At 70.9% G+C, this 17,968-nt stretch carries 10 protein-coding genes and 2 pseudogenes; 3 read left to right on the plus strand and 9 right to left on the minus strand.

Going from position 1 to position 17,968, the window contains the following annotated elements:
- Window positions 1–51 precede the first annotated feature (51 nt).
- A complete protein-coding gene (locus tag ABZ260_RS25695; RefSeq protein ID WP_355622446.1) occupies window positions 52–2,544 on the minus strand; it encodes a DNA topoisomerase IV subunit A in 2,493 nt (830 codons plus the stop codon).
- A gap of 206 nt (window positions 2,545–2,750) precedes the next feature.
- The gene (locus ABZ260_RS25700) at window positions 2,751–3,335 is read right to left on the minus strand and encodes a GNAT family N-acetyltransferase (RefSeq protein ID WP_355622449.1); all 585 of its coding nucleotides are present in this window, start codon (window positions 3,333–3,335) and stop codon (window positions 2,751–2,753) included.
- Between the two features lie 246 nt (window positions 3,336–3,581).
- On the opposite strand from ABZ260_RS25700, the gene ABZ260_RS25705 reads away from it, so the two are divergent.
- Window positions 3,582–4,403: a TauD/TfdA family dioxygenase gene (locus ABZ260_RS25705; RefSeq protein WP_355622452.1), complete on the plus strand. Its 822-nt coding sequence runs from the start codon at window positions 3,582–3,584 to the stop codon at window positions 4,401–4,403.
- A gap of 343 nt (window positions 4,404–4,746) precedes the next feature.
- On the opposite strand, the gene ABZ260_RS25710 is transcribed toward ABZ260_RS25705, so the two are convergent.
- Window positions 4,747–5,841: a SulP family inorganic anion transporter gene (locus ABZ260_RS25710; protein WP_355622455.1), complete on the minus strand. Its 1,095-nt coding sequence runs from the start codon at window positions 5,839–5,841 to the stop codon at window positions 4,747–4,749.
- A gap of 206 nt (window positions 5,842–6,047) precedes the next feature.
- Here ABZ260_RS25710 and ABZ260_RS25715 point away from each other — a divergent pair, with 206 nt between their 5' ends.
- A complete protein-coding gene (locus ABZ260_RS25715; protein WP_355622470.1) occupies window positions 6,048–8,117 on the plus strand; it encodes a RecQ family ATP-dependent DNA helicase in 2,070 nt (689 codons plus the stop codon).
- A gap of 486 nt (window positions 8,118–8,603) precedes the next feature.
- Here the strand turns inward: ABZ260_RS25715 and ABZ260_RS25720 are convergent, their stop codons facing one another.
- The 5 genes from ABZ260_RS25720 to ABZ260_RS25740 form a co-directional block, all read right to left on the minus strand.
- The gene (locus tag ABZ260_RS25720) at window positions 8,604–8,732 is read right to left on the minus strand and encodes a hypothetical protein (protein WP_355622458.1); all 129 of its coding nucleotides are present in this window, start codon (window positions 8,730–8,732) and stop codon (window positions 8,604–8,606) included.
- Between the two features lie 67 nt (window positions 8,733–8,799).
- Complete coding sequence (locus ABZ260_RS25725; RefSeq protein ID WP_355622461.1) at window positions 8,800–8,931, minus strand: ALQxL family class IV lanthipeptide; 132 nt, start codon at window positions 8,929–8,931, stop codon at window positions 8,800–8,802.
- Between the two features lie 371 nt (window positions 8,932–9,302).
- Entirely contained in the window at window positions 9,303–9,518 is a 216-nt protein-coding gene (locus ABZ260_RS25730) for a hypothetical protein (RefSeq protein WP_355622464.1), read from the minus strand.
- 466 nt (window positions 9,519–9,984) lie between these two features.
- Window positions 9,985–13,305 carry a BTAD domain-containing putative transcriptional regulator gene (locus tag ABZ260_RS25735; protein WP_355622467.1) on the minus strand — a complete coding sequence of 1,107 codons (3,321 nt, stop codon included), beginning with the start codon at window positions 13,303–13,305 and terminating at the stop codon, window positions 9,985–9,987.
- Between the two features lie 495 nt (window positions 13,306–13,800).
- Window positions 13,801–14,694 carry a sugar kinase gene (locus ABZ260_RS25740; protein WP_350925798.1) on the minus strand — a complete coding sequence of 298 codons (894 nt, stop codon included), beginning with the start codon at window positions 14,692–14,694 and terminating at the stop codon, window positions 13,801–13,803.
- 172 nt (window positions 14,695–14,866) lie between these two features.
- On the opposite strand from ABZ260_RS25740, the pseudogene ABZ260_RS25745 reads away from it, so the two are divergent.
- Window positions 14,867–16,729, plus strand: a pseudogene (locus ABZ260_RS25745) (GNAT family N-acetyltransferase); the annotation flags it as partial.
- A 51-nt stretch (window positions 16,730–16,780) separates the two neighbouring features.
- On the opposite strand, the pseudogene ABZ260_RS25750 reads toward ABZ260_RS25745, so the two are convergent.
- Window positions 16,781–17,755: pseudogene (locus ABZ260_RS25750) on the minus strand (RNA polymerase sigma factor); the annotation flags it as partial.
- Window positions 17,756–17,968: the final 213 nt, after the last annotated feature.

A 17,968-nucleotide genomic window follows, 5' to 3' on the forward strand; every position in this document is an offset into this window, starting at 1 on the left:
GCCCCCGTCGTCCTGACGGGGGCTCCTCGGGGTCCTGACGGGGGATGAGGATCATTCCGGGGAGGTGGCCGCCCCCTGGTCCTGTCGGCCGTCCTCGGCGCACAGAGAGCCGCCCACGGCCGACACCGTGTGGGTGAGCCGGACCCCGGAGCCGTCGCGGCGGCCCAGCTCCTCGGGGAGCGGCACGGGCTTGCCGACGGCCGAGACCGCGCGGGCCGGGCCGGGGCCCGCCCAGGCGAGCAGCAGGACGTCCTCGCCCTTGAGGAACCGCTGGACGCGGACACCGCCGGTGCCGCGGCCCTTTGGCGGGTATTCGGCGAAGTCGGAGATCTTGGCGCCACCGATCTGGGTGCCCGGCAGTGCGGTCGAGGAGCCGGCGATCGTCACGACCTGCGACTCGCGGGAGGGGTCGACCGCGCCGAACCAGATCACCACGGCGTCTCCGTCCAGCCGCACGCCGGCCATGCCGCCCGCCGGGCGGCCCTGCGGGCGGACCGCGGAGGCGGGGTAGCGCAGCAGCTGGGCCTCAGAGGTGATGAAGACCAGGTCGTGGTCCTCGCTCGTCAGTTCCACCGCGCCCACCACGGTGTCGCCGTCCTTGAGGCCGATGACCTCGAAGTCGTCGCGGTTGGCCGGGTAGTCGGGGACGACCCGTTTGACCACTCCCTGCGCGGTGCCCAGTGCCAGGCCGGGCCCGTCGGGGTCGAGCGAGCCGACGCCGACGACGGTCTCACCCGGGTTGAAGGTGACGTATTCGGTGACCGGATGGCCTCCGGACAGCGACGGCGGGTTGGCCGAGCGGGGCAGCGTGGGCAGGTCGACCACCTGGACCCGGATCATCCGCCCCTGGTTGGTGACCACGCCCACCTCGCCCCTGACCGTGCTCCGCACCGCGGAGACCAGTACGTCGTGGGCCGAGCGGTCACCGTCGCCGGCCAGTGGCGAGGCGTCGGCCGTGCGGGCCAGCAGTCCGGTGGACGAGAACAGCACCAGGCAGGGGTCGTCGGCGACCTCCAGGGGGACCGAGACGTTCCTCGCCACCCCCGAGGACTCCAGCAGCACCGTGCGGCGCGGGGTGCCGAAGGTCTTGGAGATCTGGGCGAGCTCGTCGGAGACGACCTTGCGGAGCCTGTCGTCGGAGGACAGGATCGCGGTCAGCTCGGCGATCTCGTCACGCAGCGTCTGGCTCTCGCGGTCGAGCTCCAGCTTGTCGTAGCGGGTCAGGCGGCGCAGCGGGGTGTCGAGGATGTAGTTGGCCTGGATCTCCGACAGCTGGAATGCCTGCGTCAGGCGCTCGCGGGCCTGGGCGGAGTCATCGGAGGAACGGATGACCCGGATCACCTCGTCGATGTTGAGCAGGGCGACGATGAGGCCCTCGACGAGGTGCAGCCGCTCCTCGCGCCTGCGCCTGCGGTACAGCGAACGGCGGCGGACCACGTCGATACGGTGGTCGACGTAGACCTGGAGCAGCTCGCGCAGGCCCAGCGTGCGCGGCTCGCCGTCGACCAGCGCGACGTTGTTGATGCCGAAGGTCTCCTCCATCGGGGTGAGCCGATAGAGCTCCTCCAGCACGGCCTCGGGGATGAAGCCGTTCTTGATCTCGATGACCAGGCGGAGGCCCTTGTGCCGGTCGCTGAGGTCCTTGAGGTCGGAGATGCCCTGGAGCTTCTTGGCGGTGACCAGCTCCCTGATCTTGGTGACCACGCGCTCGGGACCGACGTTGAAGGGCAGTTCGGTGACGACGATGCCCTTGCGGCGGGGGCTGACCTGCTCGATGGCGCACTTGGCGCGCATCCGGAAGGTGCCGCGGCCCTTGGCGTACGCGTCGCGGATGCCGTCGAGGCCGATGACCGTGCCGCCGGTGGGCAGGTCGGGGCCGGGGACGAACCGCATCAGGTCGTCGAGCGTCGCCTCCGGCTTCTTGATCAGGTGGCGGGCGGCGGCGACGACCTCGACGAGGTTGTGCGGCGCCATGTTGGTGGCCATCCCGACCGCGATGCCGGTGGCCCCGTTGACCAGCAGGTTGGGGAAGGCCGACGGCATGACCGTGGGCTCGGTCTCCTGGCCGTCGTAGTTGGGTTTGAAGTCGACGGTGTCCTCGTCGATCGACTGGACCACGGCCATGGCCGCCGAGGCCAGCCGGGCCTCGGTGTAGCGCATCGCGGCGGGCATGTCGTCGGGGGAGCCGAAGTTGCCGTGCCCGTCGATGAGCGGCAGGCGCATCGAGAACGGCTGGGCCATCCGGACCAGCGCGTCGTAGATGGCGGTGTCGCCGTGCGGGTGGAGCTTGCCCATCACGTCGCCGACGACGCGCGAGGACTTGACGTGGCCCCGGTCGGGCCGGAGGCCCATCTCGCTCATCGAGTAGAGGATGCGGCGCTGGACCGGTTTGAGGCCGTCCCTGGCGTCCGGCAGCGCACGCTGATAGATGACCGAGTATGCGTATTCGAGGAAGCTGGTGCGCATCTCGGTGGAAACGTCGATGTCGACGATCCGCTCCTCGAAGCCCTCGTCGGTCGGGGGTGTGGTCGTCCGTCGAGCCATCTGATTTCCTGCGCGCGCGCCCCGGCCGTCAGGCCGAGGGGGAGGCGCATCCTCCTTCTGTCTTCGTGGTCGAACCGCCTGCACCGGCTCCCCTGGGAGCCTCGGGCCGGTATGGTACCGAGACTCGATACCATACCCAGCTCATCCGACACCTTCGGGCCTTCCCCGGCCTGTCGCCGAGGGCTACCGCCGTTCCGGGCGGGGTGTCAGGGAGTGTCGCGGGTCCTGGGGCCCGCCCCGGGCCAGGGGCCGGGGGTCTCCCCCTCGTACTCGTCGTCGGGCACGTTCAGTTTGGTGTCGTAGATCCTGAAGCCGCGGGCCTGATAGTTGGCGAGCGCCACCGGGCTGTCGAGGGAGCAGGTGTGCACCCACACCCGCCGGGTCGGCTCCCGGCCGGGCTGCCGGTCGGCAAGGTCCCAGGCCCTGGCGGTGCCGACCTCCAGCAAATGGCCGCCGACGCCTCTGCCGATCGCCCACGGCAGGAGGCCGAAGCAGGTGATCTCGACCGTGGCGTCGTCCTGGGGGGCGAGCTCGACGTAGCCCGCGGGGGTGCCGCGGTGGTAGGCCACCCACGTCTCCACGCCGCCCTCCAGCCAGTCGCTCCATTCAAGCCAGGTCCACGGCAGCCGGTTGGTCCAGTGCCATTCTCCGCCGACGGCCGTGCTGAGGAACCGGCTGAACTCGGGCGAGGGCACCTCGGCGAGTACGACGTCGACCTCGATCGACGGCGACTTGGCGGGCAGCAGGTCCGAGCGTGAGGTCTGTTCGAGATACCAGGTGGTGACGTCCATAGTGGATGCATCAAACCATGGCGCGGAGCCTGCCAGTTCCCTCGCTCCCCGCCGACCCGGCGCGACCTCCTCGCGAGGGGGCCCGCAGTGGGCGGGGTCCGCCCTCGACGGGCACCGGTCCGGAGCGTATTCTTTACCAAGCAATTGCTTGTTTTAGTGGATCGGGCTAGGCTCGGAAAGAGGGCTGGGTAAGGATGACCTAACCTTCGCGAATGCCGTGCGGCCACGATGGAGGGGCGTCCGAAGATGATTGAGTTCAAGCCCGTGACCAGGCACATCGGCGCCGAGGTGAGCGGTGTCGACCTGCGCAAGCCACTGTCGGAGGGGGAGGCCCAGGAGATCCGGCGAGGCTGGCTGGAGCACAAGGTCCTCTTCTTCCGCGACCAGCACATCAGTGACGAAGAGCACATCCGCTTCGCGGAGAATTTCGGCTCGATCAACCACCCCGCCTTCAAGAAGGACGGTGGCACCGCCATCCACGTCCTCGACCAGACCGACCCCAAGGGCGAGGGCGGCGACGAGTGGCACAGCGACAACACCTTCGAGCCGGTCCCGCCGATGGGCTCGCTGCTGCGCTGCATGCAACTGCCCTCCATCGGCGGTGACACCCTCTGGGCCAACGCCCATCTGGCCTACGAGACGCTCTCGCCGCCCATCCAGCGGCTCTGTGACGAGCTCACCGCGATCCACGACATCACGGCCTCGATGAAGAAGGCCATCTCCAAGGGGCACGACTTCGACCTCGAGCAGGTCCAGGCCAAATGGCCGCCGATCGAGCGTCCCGTGGTGCGCACGCACGCCGAGACCGGACGCAAGGCGCTGTTCGTCAACCGCTCCTCCACCACGCGGCTGGTGGGGTTGTCCGACCGGGAGAACGAGGCGTTGCTGCCCTACCTGATCGACCACATCCGCTCTCCCGAATACCAGGTCCGGCTCAACTGGCGGCCGGGCACGCTGGCCTTCTGGGACAACCGGAGCACCCAGCACTACGCGGTCGCCGACTACACCGAGCGCCGCCGCATGCACCGGGTGACGATCAACGCCTTCCCCGAACACCTGGACGCCTAGGCCGGCCCTGCCTGGCGGATCTCACCGTGGCGAGGATCGGTCAGGTGGTGTCTCGCCGCGGTGACCGACGGCAACGCGGTGAGGCGCCGCCTGACCGCGATGGGCAAAGGATCCAAGGGGCGGGGCCTAGGAGCCGCGGGCGCGATAGGCCGTGACGGCGGCCTCCACGTCCGGGTGCAACCGTCCCCGGTCGGACAGCCACCCCCCGATGCCATACGCCCGAGAAGCTCAAGGGGCTGGAGGCTGTCGAGGGCGATCCACAGGTCGATGCCGTGCTGTCGTACCAGGCCGTAGAACTCCCTGGCCGCCGACACCGCGGTGAGATCCATGCCGGGCACGCCGGTCAGGTCGAGGAGCACCGCCCGGGGCCGGGGGTGGCCGCCAGCCCGTGGACGTCGATCAGGCGTGCCGCGATGGTCAGCACGATCCCGCCCAGGACGGCGGTGGGCAGCGGGGCCAGGGCCGGGGTGAGGAGGAGCAGCACCACCGCGGTGCAGAGCGCGGTCACGATCTCGGCCCGCTGGCTCCGGGCGCCGAAGGCGTCGTTCATCTCGCTCTGCGTCATCCCACCCGTCGCCGGGTAGGCACGGAAGATCCCGCCCACGGCGTTCGCCAGTCCGAGTGCGAGCAGTTCCCGGTCGGCGTCGAGCGGCGGGTCGTCCCGGTGCCGGAAGATCCTCGCCGCGGTGATCGACTCCACGAAGGCGAGCAGCGCCATGCCGAGGGCCATCGGCGCCAATGTCCTTACCAGGCCGAGGTCGGGCAGGAGCGGGGTCGGCAGGCCGCCGGGCACCCTGCCGACCGTGGCCACGCCGTACGAGGACAGGTGCGCCAGGAAGCTGATCAGCGTGACGATCGTCACCGCCACCAGCGGGCCCGGCACATGGGGCACCCGCCGAAGCACGACGAGCAGCACCAGCACCCCGGCCGCCACGAGCATCGTCGGCACGTTGGCCTCACCCAGCCTGCCGACCGCGGAGAGCAGCCGGTCGAAGACCTTGGTTCCCTCCGCGTGGACGCCGATCACCGTACCGAGCTGGCCGGCCGCGATGGTCAGGCCGATCCCGCTCTTCAGGCCGGTCATCACCGGGTCGGAGATGAAGTCGGCGAGGAATCCCAGCCGCAGGACGCTCGCGGTCAGCAGGATCACCCCGGTCAGCACGGCCAGCGTCGAGGCGGCCGTCAGCGGCGCGATCCCCGGGGGCGTCGCCGCGAGGGCGGCCGCCGTCAGCGCGGACAGGGTGGAGGTGGTGCTGACCGACAGCGGGCGTGAGGTGCCGAGCAGCGCGTAGGTGATCATCGGGACCAGCGCGCAGTACAGGCCCGCCTGCACGGGCAGCCCGGCGATGGTGGCGTAGGCCACCGCCTGGGGCAGGACGACGGAGGCAGTGGTGATCCCCGCCACCGTGTCGGCGCGCAGTCTGCTGAGGTTCGGCATGTGGGTGGAGCGCGGTTCTCCCTGGTGTGCCCGGTTGGTGATCCCACTGTCCTACCGGTGCCCGCGGGTGGAGCCGAGGAGGCTCCGGCGGTTCGGTCAAGGTTCGGCCATCATCGCGCGACGTCGTCCGGGCGGAAGGCACCGCCGGAGTCCGGAGTGAAACAGTCGGCTGGACCTGGTACCAATGACCGGTGAGCGAAGAGCAGATGCTGCGAGAAGAGGCCGAGGGGCGGCTGCGGGCGCTCGCCGGGGAGCACGCCCGGCTGCGCGAGGACCAGTGGTCGGCCATCAGGGCACTGGTCATGGACCGGCGCCGGGTGCTCGTGGTGCAGCGCACCGGCTGGGGCAAGTCGGCCGTCTACTTCATCGCCACCGCGCTCCTGCGCGAGCTGGGTGAGGGGCCCACCGTCATCGTGTCCCCGCTGCTGGCCCTGATGCGCAACCAGATCGCCGCCGCCGAGCGCGCCGGGATCAACGCGGTCACGATCAACTCGGCCAACCCCGAGGAGTGGGAGCGGGTCTACAACCAGGTCGCCGAGGGGGAGGTCGACGTGCTGCTGGTCAGCCCCGAGCGGCTCAACAACCCCGACTTCCGCGACCAGGTGCTGCCCGAGCTGGCCGAGAGCGCGGGCCTGATCGTGGTCGACGAGGCGCACTGCATCTCCGACTGGGGCCACGACTTCCGTCCCGACTACCGGCGGCTGCGCACGCTGTTCGGGGAGCTCACCGAGGGCGTGCCGGTCCTCGCGACCACCGCCACGGCCAACGCCAGGGTCACCCGCGACGTCGCCGAGCAGATGGGCGAGGAGACGTTGGTGCTGCGCGGCGCGCTGGAGCGCGACAGCCTCCATCTCGGGGTCGTGCGCCTGCACGGCGCCGAGCAGCGCCTGGCCTGGCTCGCGAGCACGCTGCACGAGCTCCCCGGTTCCGGCATCGTCTACACGCTCACCGTGGCCGCCGCCCAGGAGATCGCCGCCTACCTGCGCGAGCAGGGCCACGAGGTGGTCGCCTACTCCGGGCAGACCGAACAGGCCGAGCGGCTCGCCGCCGAGCAGGCGCTGCTGGACAACAAGATCAAGGCGCTGGTCGCGACCTCCGCGCTCGGCATGGGCTACGACAAGCCCGACCTGGGCTTCGTCATCCACATCGGAGCCCCGCAGTCCCCGGTGGCCTACTACCAGCAGGTCGGCAGGGCGGGCCGCGGGGTCGAGCGGGCAGAGGTGATCCTGCTGCCCGGCGCCGAGGACCGCGACATCTGGGCGTACTTCGCCTCGCTGGCCTTCCCGCCGGAGCCCGTGGTGCGGGCCGTGCTGGCCGCGCTGGAGGAGGGCGGAGTGATGTCCACGGCCGCCCTGGAGAACCGGGTGGATCTCAGCCGGAGCCGCCTGGAGACCATGCTGAAGGTCCTCGACGTCGACGGCGCCGTGCGCCGGGTCAAGGGCGGCTGGGAGTCCACCGGCGAGCCCTGGGAGTACGACGCCCCGCGCTACGCCAGGGTCGCCGCCGAGCGGGAGGCCGAGCAGCGGGCCATGCTCGACTACCTCGACACCACCGGCTGCCGTGAGGAGTTCCTCCGCCGCCGCCTGGACGACGACACCGCTGCCCCCTGCGGGCGCTGCGACAACTGCACCGGCGCGCACCGCTCGCCCGAGGTGGACTCCCAGGCCGTGCGTTCGGCGGCCGACCGGCTTCGCCGGCCTGGGGTGGAGGTCGAGGCGCGCAGGCAGTGGCCGACGGGGCTGACCGATCTCAAGGGCCGGATCAGGCCGGAACTGGGCGCCGAGCCGGGGCGGGTGCTGGGCAGGCTCACCGACATCGGCTGGGGCAATCGCCTGCGCGGCCTGCTGGCCGGCGGCGCCTCCGACGGGCCGATCCCCGACGACGTCTTCGCCGCCGTGGTCAAGGTGCTGTCGTCCTGGGAGTGGGCGCAGCGCCCGGTCGGCGTGGTCGCGGTGCCCTCGAGCAGCCGCCCACAGCTCGTCCGCAGCCTGGCCGAGCGGCTGGCCCAGGTGGGGCGCCTGTCCTATCTGGGCGATCTCGGCTACCGGTCGGGCCCGCCGGGACGGCAGTTCAACAGCGCGCAGCGGGTCCAGGCGATCCGGGGCACCCTCGCCATGCCCTCCGCCCTGGGCACGGCCGTCGCCTCGGCCCAGGGACCGCTCCTGCTGGTCGACGACCAGATCGACACGGGCTGGACGATGACCCTGGGAGCCGCCATGCTCCGCCACGCCGGAGCTCCCGCCGTGCTGCCCCTCGCCCTGGCGGTCACCAGCTAGGAGAGCGCCGGACGGTGCGGCTCGCGGTTCGGAGATCAGCCCTCCCGGCCGGGGATACAGGCTGAGGCCGGGGCTCGGCGATCCGAAGGGCGGTCACCGCCCGTCCCGGCCTGCCGGATCGGGAGAAGGCTCCCAGCCCGGCCGCCTTCAGCCGTGCCCTGCGCCGTCGCCACAGCCGGCGCAAGGTGACGCCGGTCAGGTCCTCGGGCAGGCGCAGGCCGTACGCCTGGTAGGGGTTGTGAAATCCGTCAGGCCGGATCTTCGCCATGAGGCTGCCCGCTCAGGTCGGGGCCGGTCGCTTTTGGAGATGGCTGCGAATGGGCGTGCTGCACGCGGGCGGCCGACTGAGGTCGGGATGAAGCCTGCGGTGAAGGCGCGGGCCGCACCGCAGGCGGAGCGTTCATTCCGCGCCGGCCGAGCCGTCTCCGTTGCACGCGCGCCCGCCTGGTGGGAACACGCCCCTCGGCCGGTTGGTCACACGGAGCCTCAGTGGTCGGTGGACCCGCAGGTGAACGTGGCGCAGGAACGGTAGCTCCGGCAGGTGATGTCGCACGGGTAAAGGGGGCTCTCCGTCTGGGCGGGGAGCCTGTCCAGAGCCTGGACGTCGAGCCCCATTGTGGATCTCCTTCAGAAAACGGTTCGCGGGAATCCGTGCTGATCCGCCGACGCGGATCGTCGCGGGTTAGAGGCCGGTCGTGATGGTGGTGATGTCGGTGAGGCAGCTCCACTTGAGGCAGGTGATGCCGAGGCACGGCATAAGGGGGCTCTCCGCCTGGGCGGGGAGCATGTCCAGAGCCTGGATGTCGAGTTCCATCGTGAATTTCCTTCCGTTGGGGAAAGACCTCCGCCGGTGATGCGGGGGTCTCGATGTCCGCCGGCGAGGCCGGCGGAATCCGTGGGCGCGCGGTCAGGGATCAAGTCCAGGAGGTCCACCGGCTCCTTCGCCGATACGGCGTCGAGGAGGGAATCCGTTGTCGACCGCATGGTCGTATGCCACTGCGCGATGCGCCGTTCAAAGAATTCCGGACTGAAAACGAGTGGCGTGCTCAGCTTCCCAGCCCTTTCTCAGGGGGTGGCGGAGCCGAGATGCACCGTGAAGAAGCGGAGGCCCTTCACGGCGTCGGAGGCGTCACAGCGGGACGCGGGCTGTTTGCGAACCCGCAGCTTGGCGGTGTGATCGCGCGCTCACACGGCTGCGTTCACCGGCGGCACTGCGCCGGCGATCCAGCGCTCGACGTCATGCGTCAGGTGAGTGCCGTGTGCGTTGTACCGCAGCATCCACTGTGCGAAAGGCCGGCCCTCGCAACCGGCGGAGAACGGCGGGGCTGTGGCCGGATCGGCCGTGAGTCCCTGGCGGCTTTCCTGGAGTGCCGCTTCGTACTCGTCCAACTCGGTGCTCAACGAGCTCTCCTCTTGGGGCCGGGGAGTTGCCGACGTGTACTCCTGACGATGCCGACGATAACCGGGAGGTTCTTACGGGCCACTTAGCCGCTCTTAATACGCACCCCGGCACGGGCCGGCCTGCGGGCGTGGAGACCTTAAGGCCGCCATTAGGCGCCGCTGGCAGGCTGGTCCGCGTCCGGAGGATCACCAGCGGAACCGGTCACGGGCGAGCTCCGGGCAGTCATTTCGCACCGATGGCTCGACATCGGACCCTGCCGGAGAACACGAATGGAGATTCGGCGTCGTGAGTGAACGTGGTTCGGCGTCTCCGGTGCAGACCGTCATGTCCTGGGGGATTTTCCCGGAGGTGCTCACGCGCATCGACCGCCGCCCGCCGTGGCCGGCCGCGCAGCCCGCGTGAGCCCGAGGCCCGCCCGGCCCCGCTGTCCGGCGGATGCGGCCCCGGCGGTGGTTACTGCGGCGGCTACGGCGGTGCCGGGCGTCCGGGGGCCGGGGGGGGCTCGCCGAGGGCGGTGGCGAGCAGGTCCAGGAAGTGGTCGACGGGACCGATGCAGGCCACCGCGGATCCGCCCGAGATCCGCCCGGCGTAGGGCAGCAGTCTCCTCCAGGTCGCCCGGCATGCCGGCAGGTCGCCGACGGCGGCCTGGGCCGCGCCCTGTAAGCAGGTCATGGTCAGCCACGACCAGTCCATCGGCGGGGTCGGCCACCCTTCCCGGGCCAGGGCCCGGGCCTCGTCCAGGCGGCCCTGGGCGCACAGTTCCAGCACCCGGGCGTCGTGGTCCACGCTGGGATGGATACCGGCGATCTGGTCGATCAGCGGTCCGGCCTCGGCGATGGCGCCGCGCTGATAGCACAGCATGAGGCGGCCGTTGGCCACGACCGCGCCCGCGTACCACATGCCGAGCCGCTGGGTCTGGCGTTCGGCATCGTCGTAGCGGGCGGCGGCCTCGTCGAACCGGCCGGCCAGGGCCAGCCGGTTGGCCCGCCACATGGTGTGCTGGAACCGCGGCCAGGGGAGTTGCAGGTGATCCAACATGACGTCGCAGCGGGCGGCGGCCCGGTCCGCCCCCTGCAGATCGGATATCTCCAGCTTGTAGTGGGTGTCCATCATGTGAGCGAGCAGTTCGAATCCCGGCGTCCCGGTGTCCAGCGCGAGCCCGTGCAGCTCATCGGTGATCTCCATGAGCTCGCCGATGCAGGTCACCTGCGGCACGGACAGCGAGCGGGCGTTGAGCGCCCGCATGAGCAGGTGCGCGTCACCGATCCGGCGCGCCATCGCGACCGCTTCGGCCGACAGGGAGAGGCAGCGGGTGTCGTCGGCGCCGCCGTCGTACAGTTCCTGGGCCAGGCCGCCCAGCAGCAGCGTCCGCTCGGCGCTGTCGGTCTCGGGCAGCAGGCGCAAGGTGTGCTCGAACTGCTCCACCAGCTGCAGTTCCACCGGCTCATACGGGTTGCGCAGCGTCCAGATGGCCGGGGCGTCCAGCGCGGTGAGGGCGCGGGCGGTCAGCGCGGGGCCCGCTCCGGCGCGGCCGGCGACCCGCAGGGCCTGCGCGCGGACCTGGCGGGCGCCCATCGCGTCTCCCGCCTCCAGCAGGGCGCGCACCTGCTGCAGCAGGAGCTCCACGTGCTCGGCGGGGTCGCCGCCGCAGGCTCCGTGCGCGGCGACGGCCCGGCCCCACCAGGCGGCGGCCTCCTCGTAGGCCGCGCGGGAACTCGCTTGCCGGGCCACCGCGCGGGCCCAGTGCGCCGTCTCCCGGTACGCCGCCGGGCCCGCCTCCACCGCGTGGTAGGCGATGGTCGTCACCTCGGCGCTCGGCTTGGCCGACAGCGCGGCCATCACCTCCCGATGGATCATCGCCTTCCGCAACGGCTGGACGTCGCGGATCAGGGTCTCTCTGACCAGATCGTGGACGAATGTCATGCACCCGTCGCCGGTGACGATGAGGCCGGCCCGCGCCGCCCGGTCCAGCAGACCATAGGTGTACGTCGCGCCCGGCTCCGACGCCTGGCACACCTCCGCGACCAGGCCGGGGTCGAAGCTCCTGCCGATCACCGCGGCGATGCCGAGCACCTCGGTGCTCTGCGGCCCGAGCATGGCCAGCCGTTGCCTGATCAGATCGGCCACCGCGTCCGGCACGATGTCCAGGCCCTGGCCCTGGGCCAGCAGGCGGGCGCTCTCGCAGACGAAGAACGGGTTGCCGCCGGTCCGCTCGGCCAGCCTCTCGGCCGCGGAGCCGTCCATCTTGCCGCCCATCTCCTCGGCGAGGGCCTGAACCTCGGTGGTGGTCAGGCCGCTCAGCCGGATGCGCACCAGATCGTAACGGGCGAGATGGTAGAGGACCTCGTCCACCGAGAGCTTGAAGGCGCCGCTCGGGGAGGTGCCGGGGTGCCCCGTCAGGTCACGGTACGCCGCTTCGCGGAACGCGGTGACCAGGGTCAGGGAGACGTTCCTGGCCTGCGCCCCGGACAGCACGACGACGTTCCGGAGCAGTTCGAGCGTGGCGGAGTCGGCCCAGTGCAGGTCGTCCAGGATGATCACCAGAGGCCGGAGCCGCGCGGCCTCGATGAGCCACTGCGCGATGAGCTGGTTGCGATGGCGCGACGCTGTCCCGGGCGCGCCGGTGAGCCGCTCATCGCCCAGCAGCCCCGCCAGCGCCTGGCGATCCGGCGGCGGGACGGACTCGGCCAGCGCGCGCAGCACCTGCAGCCACGGCCACAGCGGCGGCACCCCCTCCCCCTCGTGGCAGCGCCCCCACAGCACTAGATAACCGAGATCGGCGCAGTCGTCGCGGAACGCCTGCAACAGCCGGGTCTTGCCGATACCGGGCTCGCCGCTGATCGCGGCGGTCACCACGCCGTTGCGGTCCATCAGGACCGGGAGGGCCGTCAACGTCGCGAGCTGCCGATCCCGCCCGATCAGATGCCCGTGGGCCGACCCCGGTGGGAGGATCTCGGTGGCCACGGGGGACGAGGGGGGATGCGACAGCGAGGCGGGCTCGGGCGGGAAGGTGAGCGACCGCGACTGCTGGAGGATGTCCTTCTCCAGCGCCTGCAGCTCGGGGCCCGGATCGAGGCCGAGCTGCTCGGCGACGACCTTCCGCGCCCGGCGCAACGTGGCCAGCGCGTCGGCCTGCCGCCCGCTGCGATAGCGGGCCAGGGCGAGCAACCACCACAGCCGCTCGCGAAGCGGATGTTCCCCGATCTCGGACTCCAGTTCGTGGATCACCGCCTGCGGACGGCCGAGATCCAGCAACGCCTGGGCTCGGCGCTCGATCGCGGCCAGGCGCAGCTCACACAGGCGGTTCACCTCGGCGATCGCCCACAGCTCGTCGGCGAACTCACCGTAGGGCAGGCCGCGCCACAACCGCAGCGCCTCCTCCAGGAGGACGAGCGACTCCGCGGGCGGGCGCTGTTCCGCGTCGGAGACGAGCCTGGCGAAGCGCAGCGCGTCGACGTTCGCCGTGGCGAGCAGGTAGCCGGGCCGCCGGGCGACCAGGAGCCGCGGCGGGGTGCGCGGAGCCCGGTCCGGCTCGATCGCCCGGCGCAGGTTCGACACGTGGACATGGATCGAGGCCAGCGCGTTCACCGGCGGCGCGCCGTGATACAGATCGTCGATCAGGGTGTCCGTGGAGACGACCGTACCCGCCGCGGCCACCAACCGGGCCAGGACGGCTCGCTGCCGCGGACCGCCGGAGCCGACAGGGGCCTCAGCGGCATAGACCTCGAAGGGCCCCAGAACCCGGAACTCGACGCTCCGTTCGCCGTCTGGTCGTCTGTGAAGCAATTTCTCGATCCCGCTCTCCGAGCACCCTGCTTCACTACCCCGCACACTGCCCCCCGGCGAAGAATGGTTCGCGACGTCGTCCCATGGTCGCCGGAAACCCGGCTCCGCCTCGTCACTCGTGCGGCGGATTTCGGCTCAGCCAAAAGTGGGACGCTCTCCGTCCCCGCACTGTGTCTCTCCTGCGACCGGTGCCGGGAAAGAGCCGGACAGGCTGAAGCCGGCCCTGCCCGACCCCGGCTCTCAGTCATCTTCCGGCGGGGTCCACGCCGCGATCGGCTCTTCCGGTTCCCACTCCCGGCATACCAGCGTGCTCCCTCGTCCAACCGGCCCCGAGATCGGCAACACCGTCGAACCACGGAGCCCCGCCATCGGCCGGCATGACCGACTCGTGACGATCACGAACCGCGACCGCGGCCTGTCGCAGAGCTACTCGGCGGCCGGGGCCATGTGGGAGAAGACCGCCGAATCGGGTCTGCCCGGCCAGGCGGATCCCCGCTAGAGGCGGGGGCGGGCGCCCAGGTGCGAGATGGCCCGGGAGGCCAGGTGGCAGCCGGAGGCCAGGGCCTCGGCCGGGGGCTTGCCACCGAGCCAGGCCGGCAGGAAGCCCGCGGTGAAGGCGTCACCGGCGCCGGTGCCGTCGACCACGCGCTCCACGGTCCCGGCGGGGACCTTGATCGGGTCGGGGCGGTTGTTGCCGTACCAGAGCGCGCCCTCGTCGCGGAGCTTGACGACGACCTGCGGGAACCAGGCGGTGAGGACCTTGGCGGCGGCGGCGGGATCGTCGCGGCCGGTGAGGACCTTCGCCTGGTCGGTGTTGGCGAACAGCAGCTTGGCGCTCTGCGTCCACTCCAGGAAGGGCTCGGCGCCGGTGCGCTCCAGGGGAGCGGAGGAGGAGCAGTCGACCGAGACGGACATCCCGGAGCGACGAGCCATCTCCAGCGCCGCCATACCGGCGTCGCGGGAACCCTCGTTGATCAGCGTGTAGCCGGACAGGTGCAGGTGCCCGCCCTGGGAGAACAGGTCGCGGGGCAGATCCTCGGGGGACAGGGCCGCGTTCGCGCCGGGGTCGGACAGCATGGTGCGCTCGCCCTTGTGGGTGACGAGCACGACGCAGGTGCCGGTCGGTCGCTCGGGATCCATGACGAGGCGGGCGTCGACGCCGTAGCCCATCAGCTCCATGTCGCGGTTACGGCCGGTGATGTCGGCGCCGCGCCGCCCGATGAAGGCGACCTCCGTGCCCTCGACGGCGAGCCAGGAGGCGATGTTGGCCCCTGAACCACCGCCGTGCATGGTGACGACCGCCGGTGTGTCGCTGGCCCTCGCCAACGGGTAGCGAGCTCTCGCGACCGCGTCGGTCATGAGATCGCCCACCACGACCACCCGCGTCATGATGTCACCACCTTGCTGCCTTCGATGCCGACGTGCCTCTGGCCGTGCTTCAAGCCGTACCTCTAGCCGCGAAAAACTTAACAGCTTCCGGCCAGGGTATGGGGTCTTGACCAGACACCGGACCATAGTCGATGCACAAGCGTTGCGTGAATTCGTGCCGCTGGTCCATCTTGTGAGATTCGCGTCTACTCTCGGGGCTGTGGAGGTTGCTCAGTACCCTGCTCACTGGGAGGCGGACGTCGTCCTGTCGGACGGCGGAACCGCCCACGTGCGCCCGATTCGGCCCGCCGACGCCGACCGGTTGCGTTCCTTCTACAGCCGGCTGTCCGCCGAGTCGATCTACTTCCGCTTCTTCGGCCCCCGGCCGCGGCTGTCGGATCGGGAGATCACCTGGTTCACCAACGTCGACTACGTGGACCGCGTGGCGTTGATCGCCACGATCGGCACTGAGATGGTGGGGGTCATCCGCTATGACCGGATCGAACCCGGCGAGGCGGAGGTCGCCTTCCTGGTCGAGGACGCCCACCAGGGCCGGGGGGTCGCCTCGGTGCTCCTCGAACACCTGGCCGCCACCGCCAGGGAGCGGGGGATCGCCCGCTTCGTCGCCGATGTGCTGCCCGCCAACCAGAAGATGATGGCGGTCCTCAAGCAGGTCGGCTACACCGCGCAGAGCAGTTTCGCCGACGGCGTGGTCCGGATGACCCTCGATCTCACCCCGACCGAGACCGCCCAGGAGGTGACCGCCTCCCGCGAGCACCGCGCCGAGTCCCGCTCGATCGAGCGCCTGCTCTCGCCGGGCTCGGTGGCGGTCGTCGGAGCGGGCCGCGAGCCGGGCGGCGTCGGCCAGACCGTGCTGCGCAACCTGCTCGGCGCCGACTTCACCGGTCCGGTCTACCCCGTGCACCGCGAGGCGCGGGCCGTGGCGGGGGTGCGGGCCTACCCGAGTGTGACGGACATCGACGGGGAGGTGGACCTCGCCGTTCTCGCCGTACCCGCCGACGGGGTGATCGACGTGGTCAAGGAGTGCGCGGAGAAGGGGGTGCGCGGGCTGATCGTGGTCTCCTCCGGATTCGGCGAGACCGGCCCCGAGGGACGGGCCAGGCAGGACGAGATGGTGCGCATCGCCCGCGCGTACGGCCTGCGGGTCGTCGGCCCCAACTGCCTCGGCGTCGCCAATACCGACCCATCGGTACGCCTGAACGCCACGCTCGCCGCCACCCTCCCCGAGCGCGGCAGGGTCGGCTTCTTCAGCCAGTCCGGAGCCCTGGGCACCGCGCTGCTACAGCGGGTGGCCCAGCGGGGCATGGGCATCTCCTCGTTCGTCTCCGCGGGTAACCGCGCCGACGTGTCGGGCAACGACCTGCTCCAGTACTGGGAGGAGGATCCGCAGACCGACGTGATCCTGCTCTATCTGGAGTCGCTGGGAAACCCCCGCAAGTTCGCCCGCCTCGCGCGGCGTATCTCGCGCCGCAAGCCGATCGTGGTCGTCAAGAGCGGCGGCACCACCCAGGGCGTGCCCACCGGTCACGCCGCGCCCGTGCTCGGCCTGCCGGACACCGCGCTCAGCGCGCTGTTCGAGCAGGCGGGAGTGATCAGGGTGGACGACCTGATCCAGCAGTTCGACGTGGCGCAGCTACTGGCCTACCAGCCGTTGCCCGCCGGGCCCAGGGTCGGCCTGGTCGGCAACTCCGACGCGATGGCGCTGCTGGCGGCCGACGCCTGCGTGCGGGTCGGCCTGGCGCCCAGACCGCCGGTCAACCTCGGTGCCCGGGCGGGCGCCGCCGAGTTCGGCGCGGCCCTGGCCTCGGTGCTCCCGGACGTGGACGCGGTGGTCGCGATCTACATGCCGCCCATCCCGGGCAACGCCGAAGAGGTCGGCGCCGAGCTGCTGCGAGCCTCCAGGGACTGCGGCAAACCGGTGCTGGCCATCTTCGAGGGCAAGATCGGCATGCTCGGGGAACTGCGGGTCGGCGCCACCCCCGAGCGGGGCTCCATCCCCTCGTACACGGCGCCGGAGGAGGCGGTCCGCGCGCTAGACGGCCGCCGCCCTCGCCGCGCGCATGGGCGGCTGAGCTCCGGTGGCCGGTCAGGTCAGATAGTCGCGCAGGGCCCGTGAGCGCGAGGGGTGGCGCAGCTTCGTCATGGTCTTGGACTCGATCTGCCGGATGCGCTCGCGGGTCACCCCGTAGGCGCGGCCGATCTCCTCCAGGGTCTTCGGCCGCCCGTCGCCAAGCCCGAACCGCATCGCCACCACCCCGGCCTCACGCTCCGACAGCGCCTCCAGGATCGTGTGCAACTGCTCCTGGAGCAGCGCGGAGGCCACCGCGTCCTCGGGGGTGATCGCCTCGGAGTCCTCGATGAGGTCGCCGAACTCGCTGTCGCCCTCGGTGCCCAGCGGGCTGTGCAGGGAGATCGGCTCTCGGCCGTAGCCCTGGACCTCGACGACCCGCTCCGGGGTCATCTCCAGCTCCACGGCCAGTTCCTCGGGGGTGGGCTCGCGGCCCAGGTCCGTCGTCATCTGCCGGTGCACGCGCGCCAGTTTGTTGATCACTTCGACCATGTGCACGGGGATGCGGATGGTGCGGGCCTGGTCGGCGAGCGCCCGGGTGATCGCCTGCTTGATCCACCAAGTGGCGTACGTGGAGAACTTGAACCCCTTGGTGTAGTCGAACTTCTCCACGGCGCGGATCAAACCCAGATTGCCCTCCTGGATCAGGTCCAGGAACAGCATGCCCCGGCCGGTGTGGCGCTTGGCCAGCGACACCACCAGGCGCAGGTTCGCCTCCAGCAGATGGTTCTTGGCCCGGTGGCCGTCCTCGGCGAGCCATTCGAGCTCCGCGCGCACGTCGGGCTGGAGTAGATCGCTGTCGTTGAGCCGCTCGGTGGCGAACAGGCCGGCCTCGATGCGTCTGGCGAGCTCGACCTCCTGCTCGGCGTTGAGCAGGGGGATCCTGCCGATCTGCTTGAGATAGTCCTTGACCGGGTCGGTGCTCGCTCCGACACTCGCCTCCAGGGCGGCGGGCATCTCGTCGTCGTCGGTCAGGACGAGTTCGTCTTCCTCAACGGTGCCTTCCACGGTGGCGGCTTCCATGGCGTTCACACCTTCCCTGGGTCTGGTCAGATACAACAACCCGTGCAGTTCAAGGTACGTCCCGCGAAGGTGTGCTGCGGCGCCTGGCTCGCCGTCGTGTCCTTCGCCAGGAGCGGAGAGCCTCCGCCGCCGGGGCTCTCATGGAGTGCGGTCGCCGGGTTCTCCCGCCGAGCGGGCGGCCGG

The sequence above is a fragment of the Streptosporangium sp. NPDC006013 genome (assembly GCF_040614275.1).
Lineage (GTDB): Bacteria > Actinomycetota > Actinomycetes > Streptosporangiales > Streptosporangiaceae > Streptosporangium.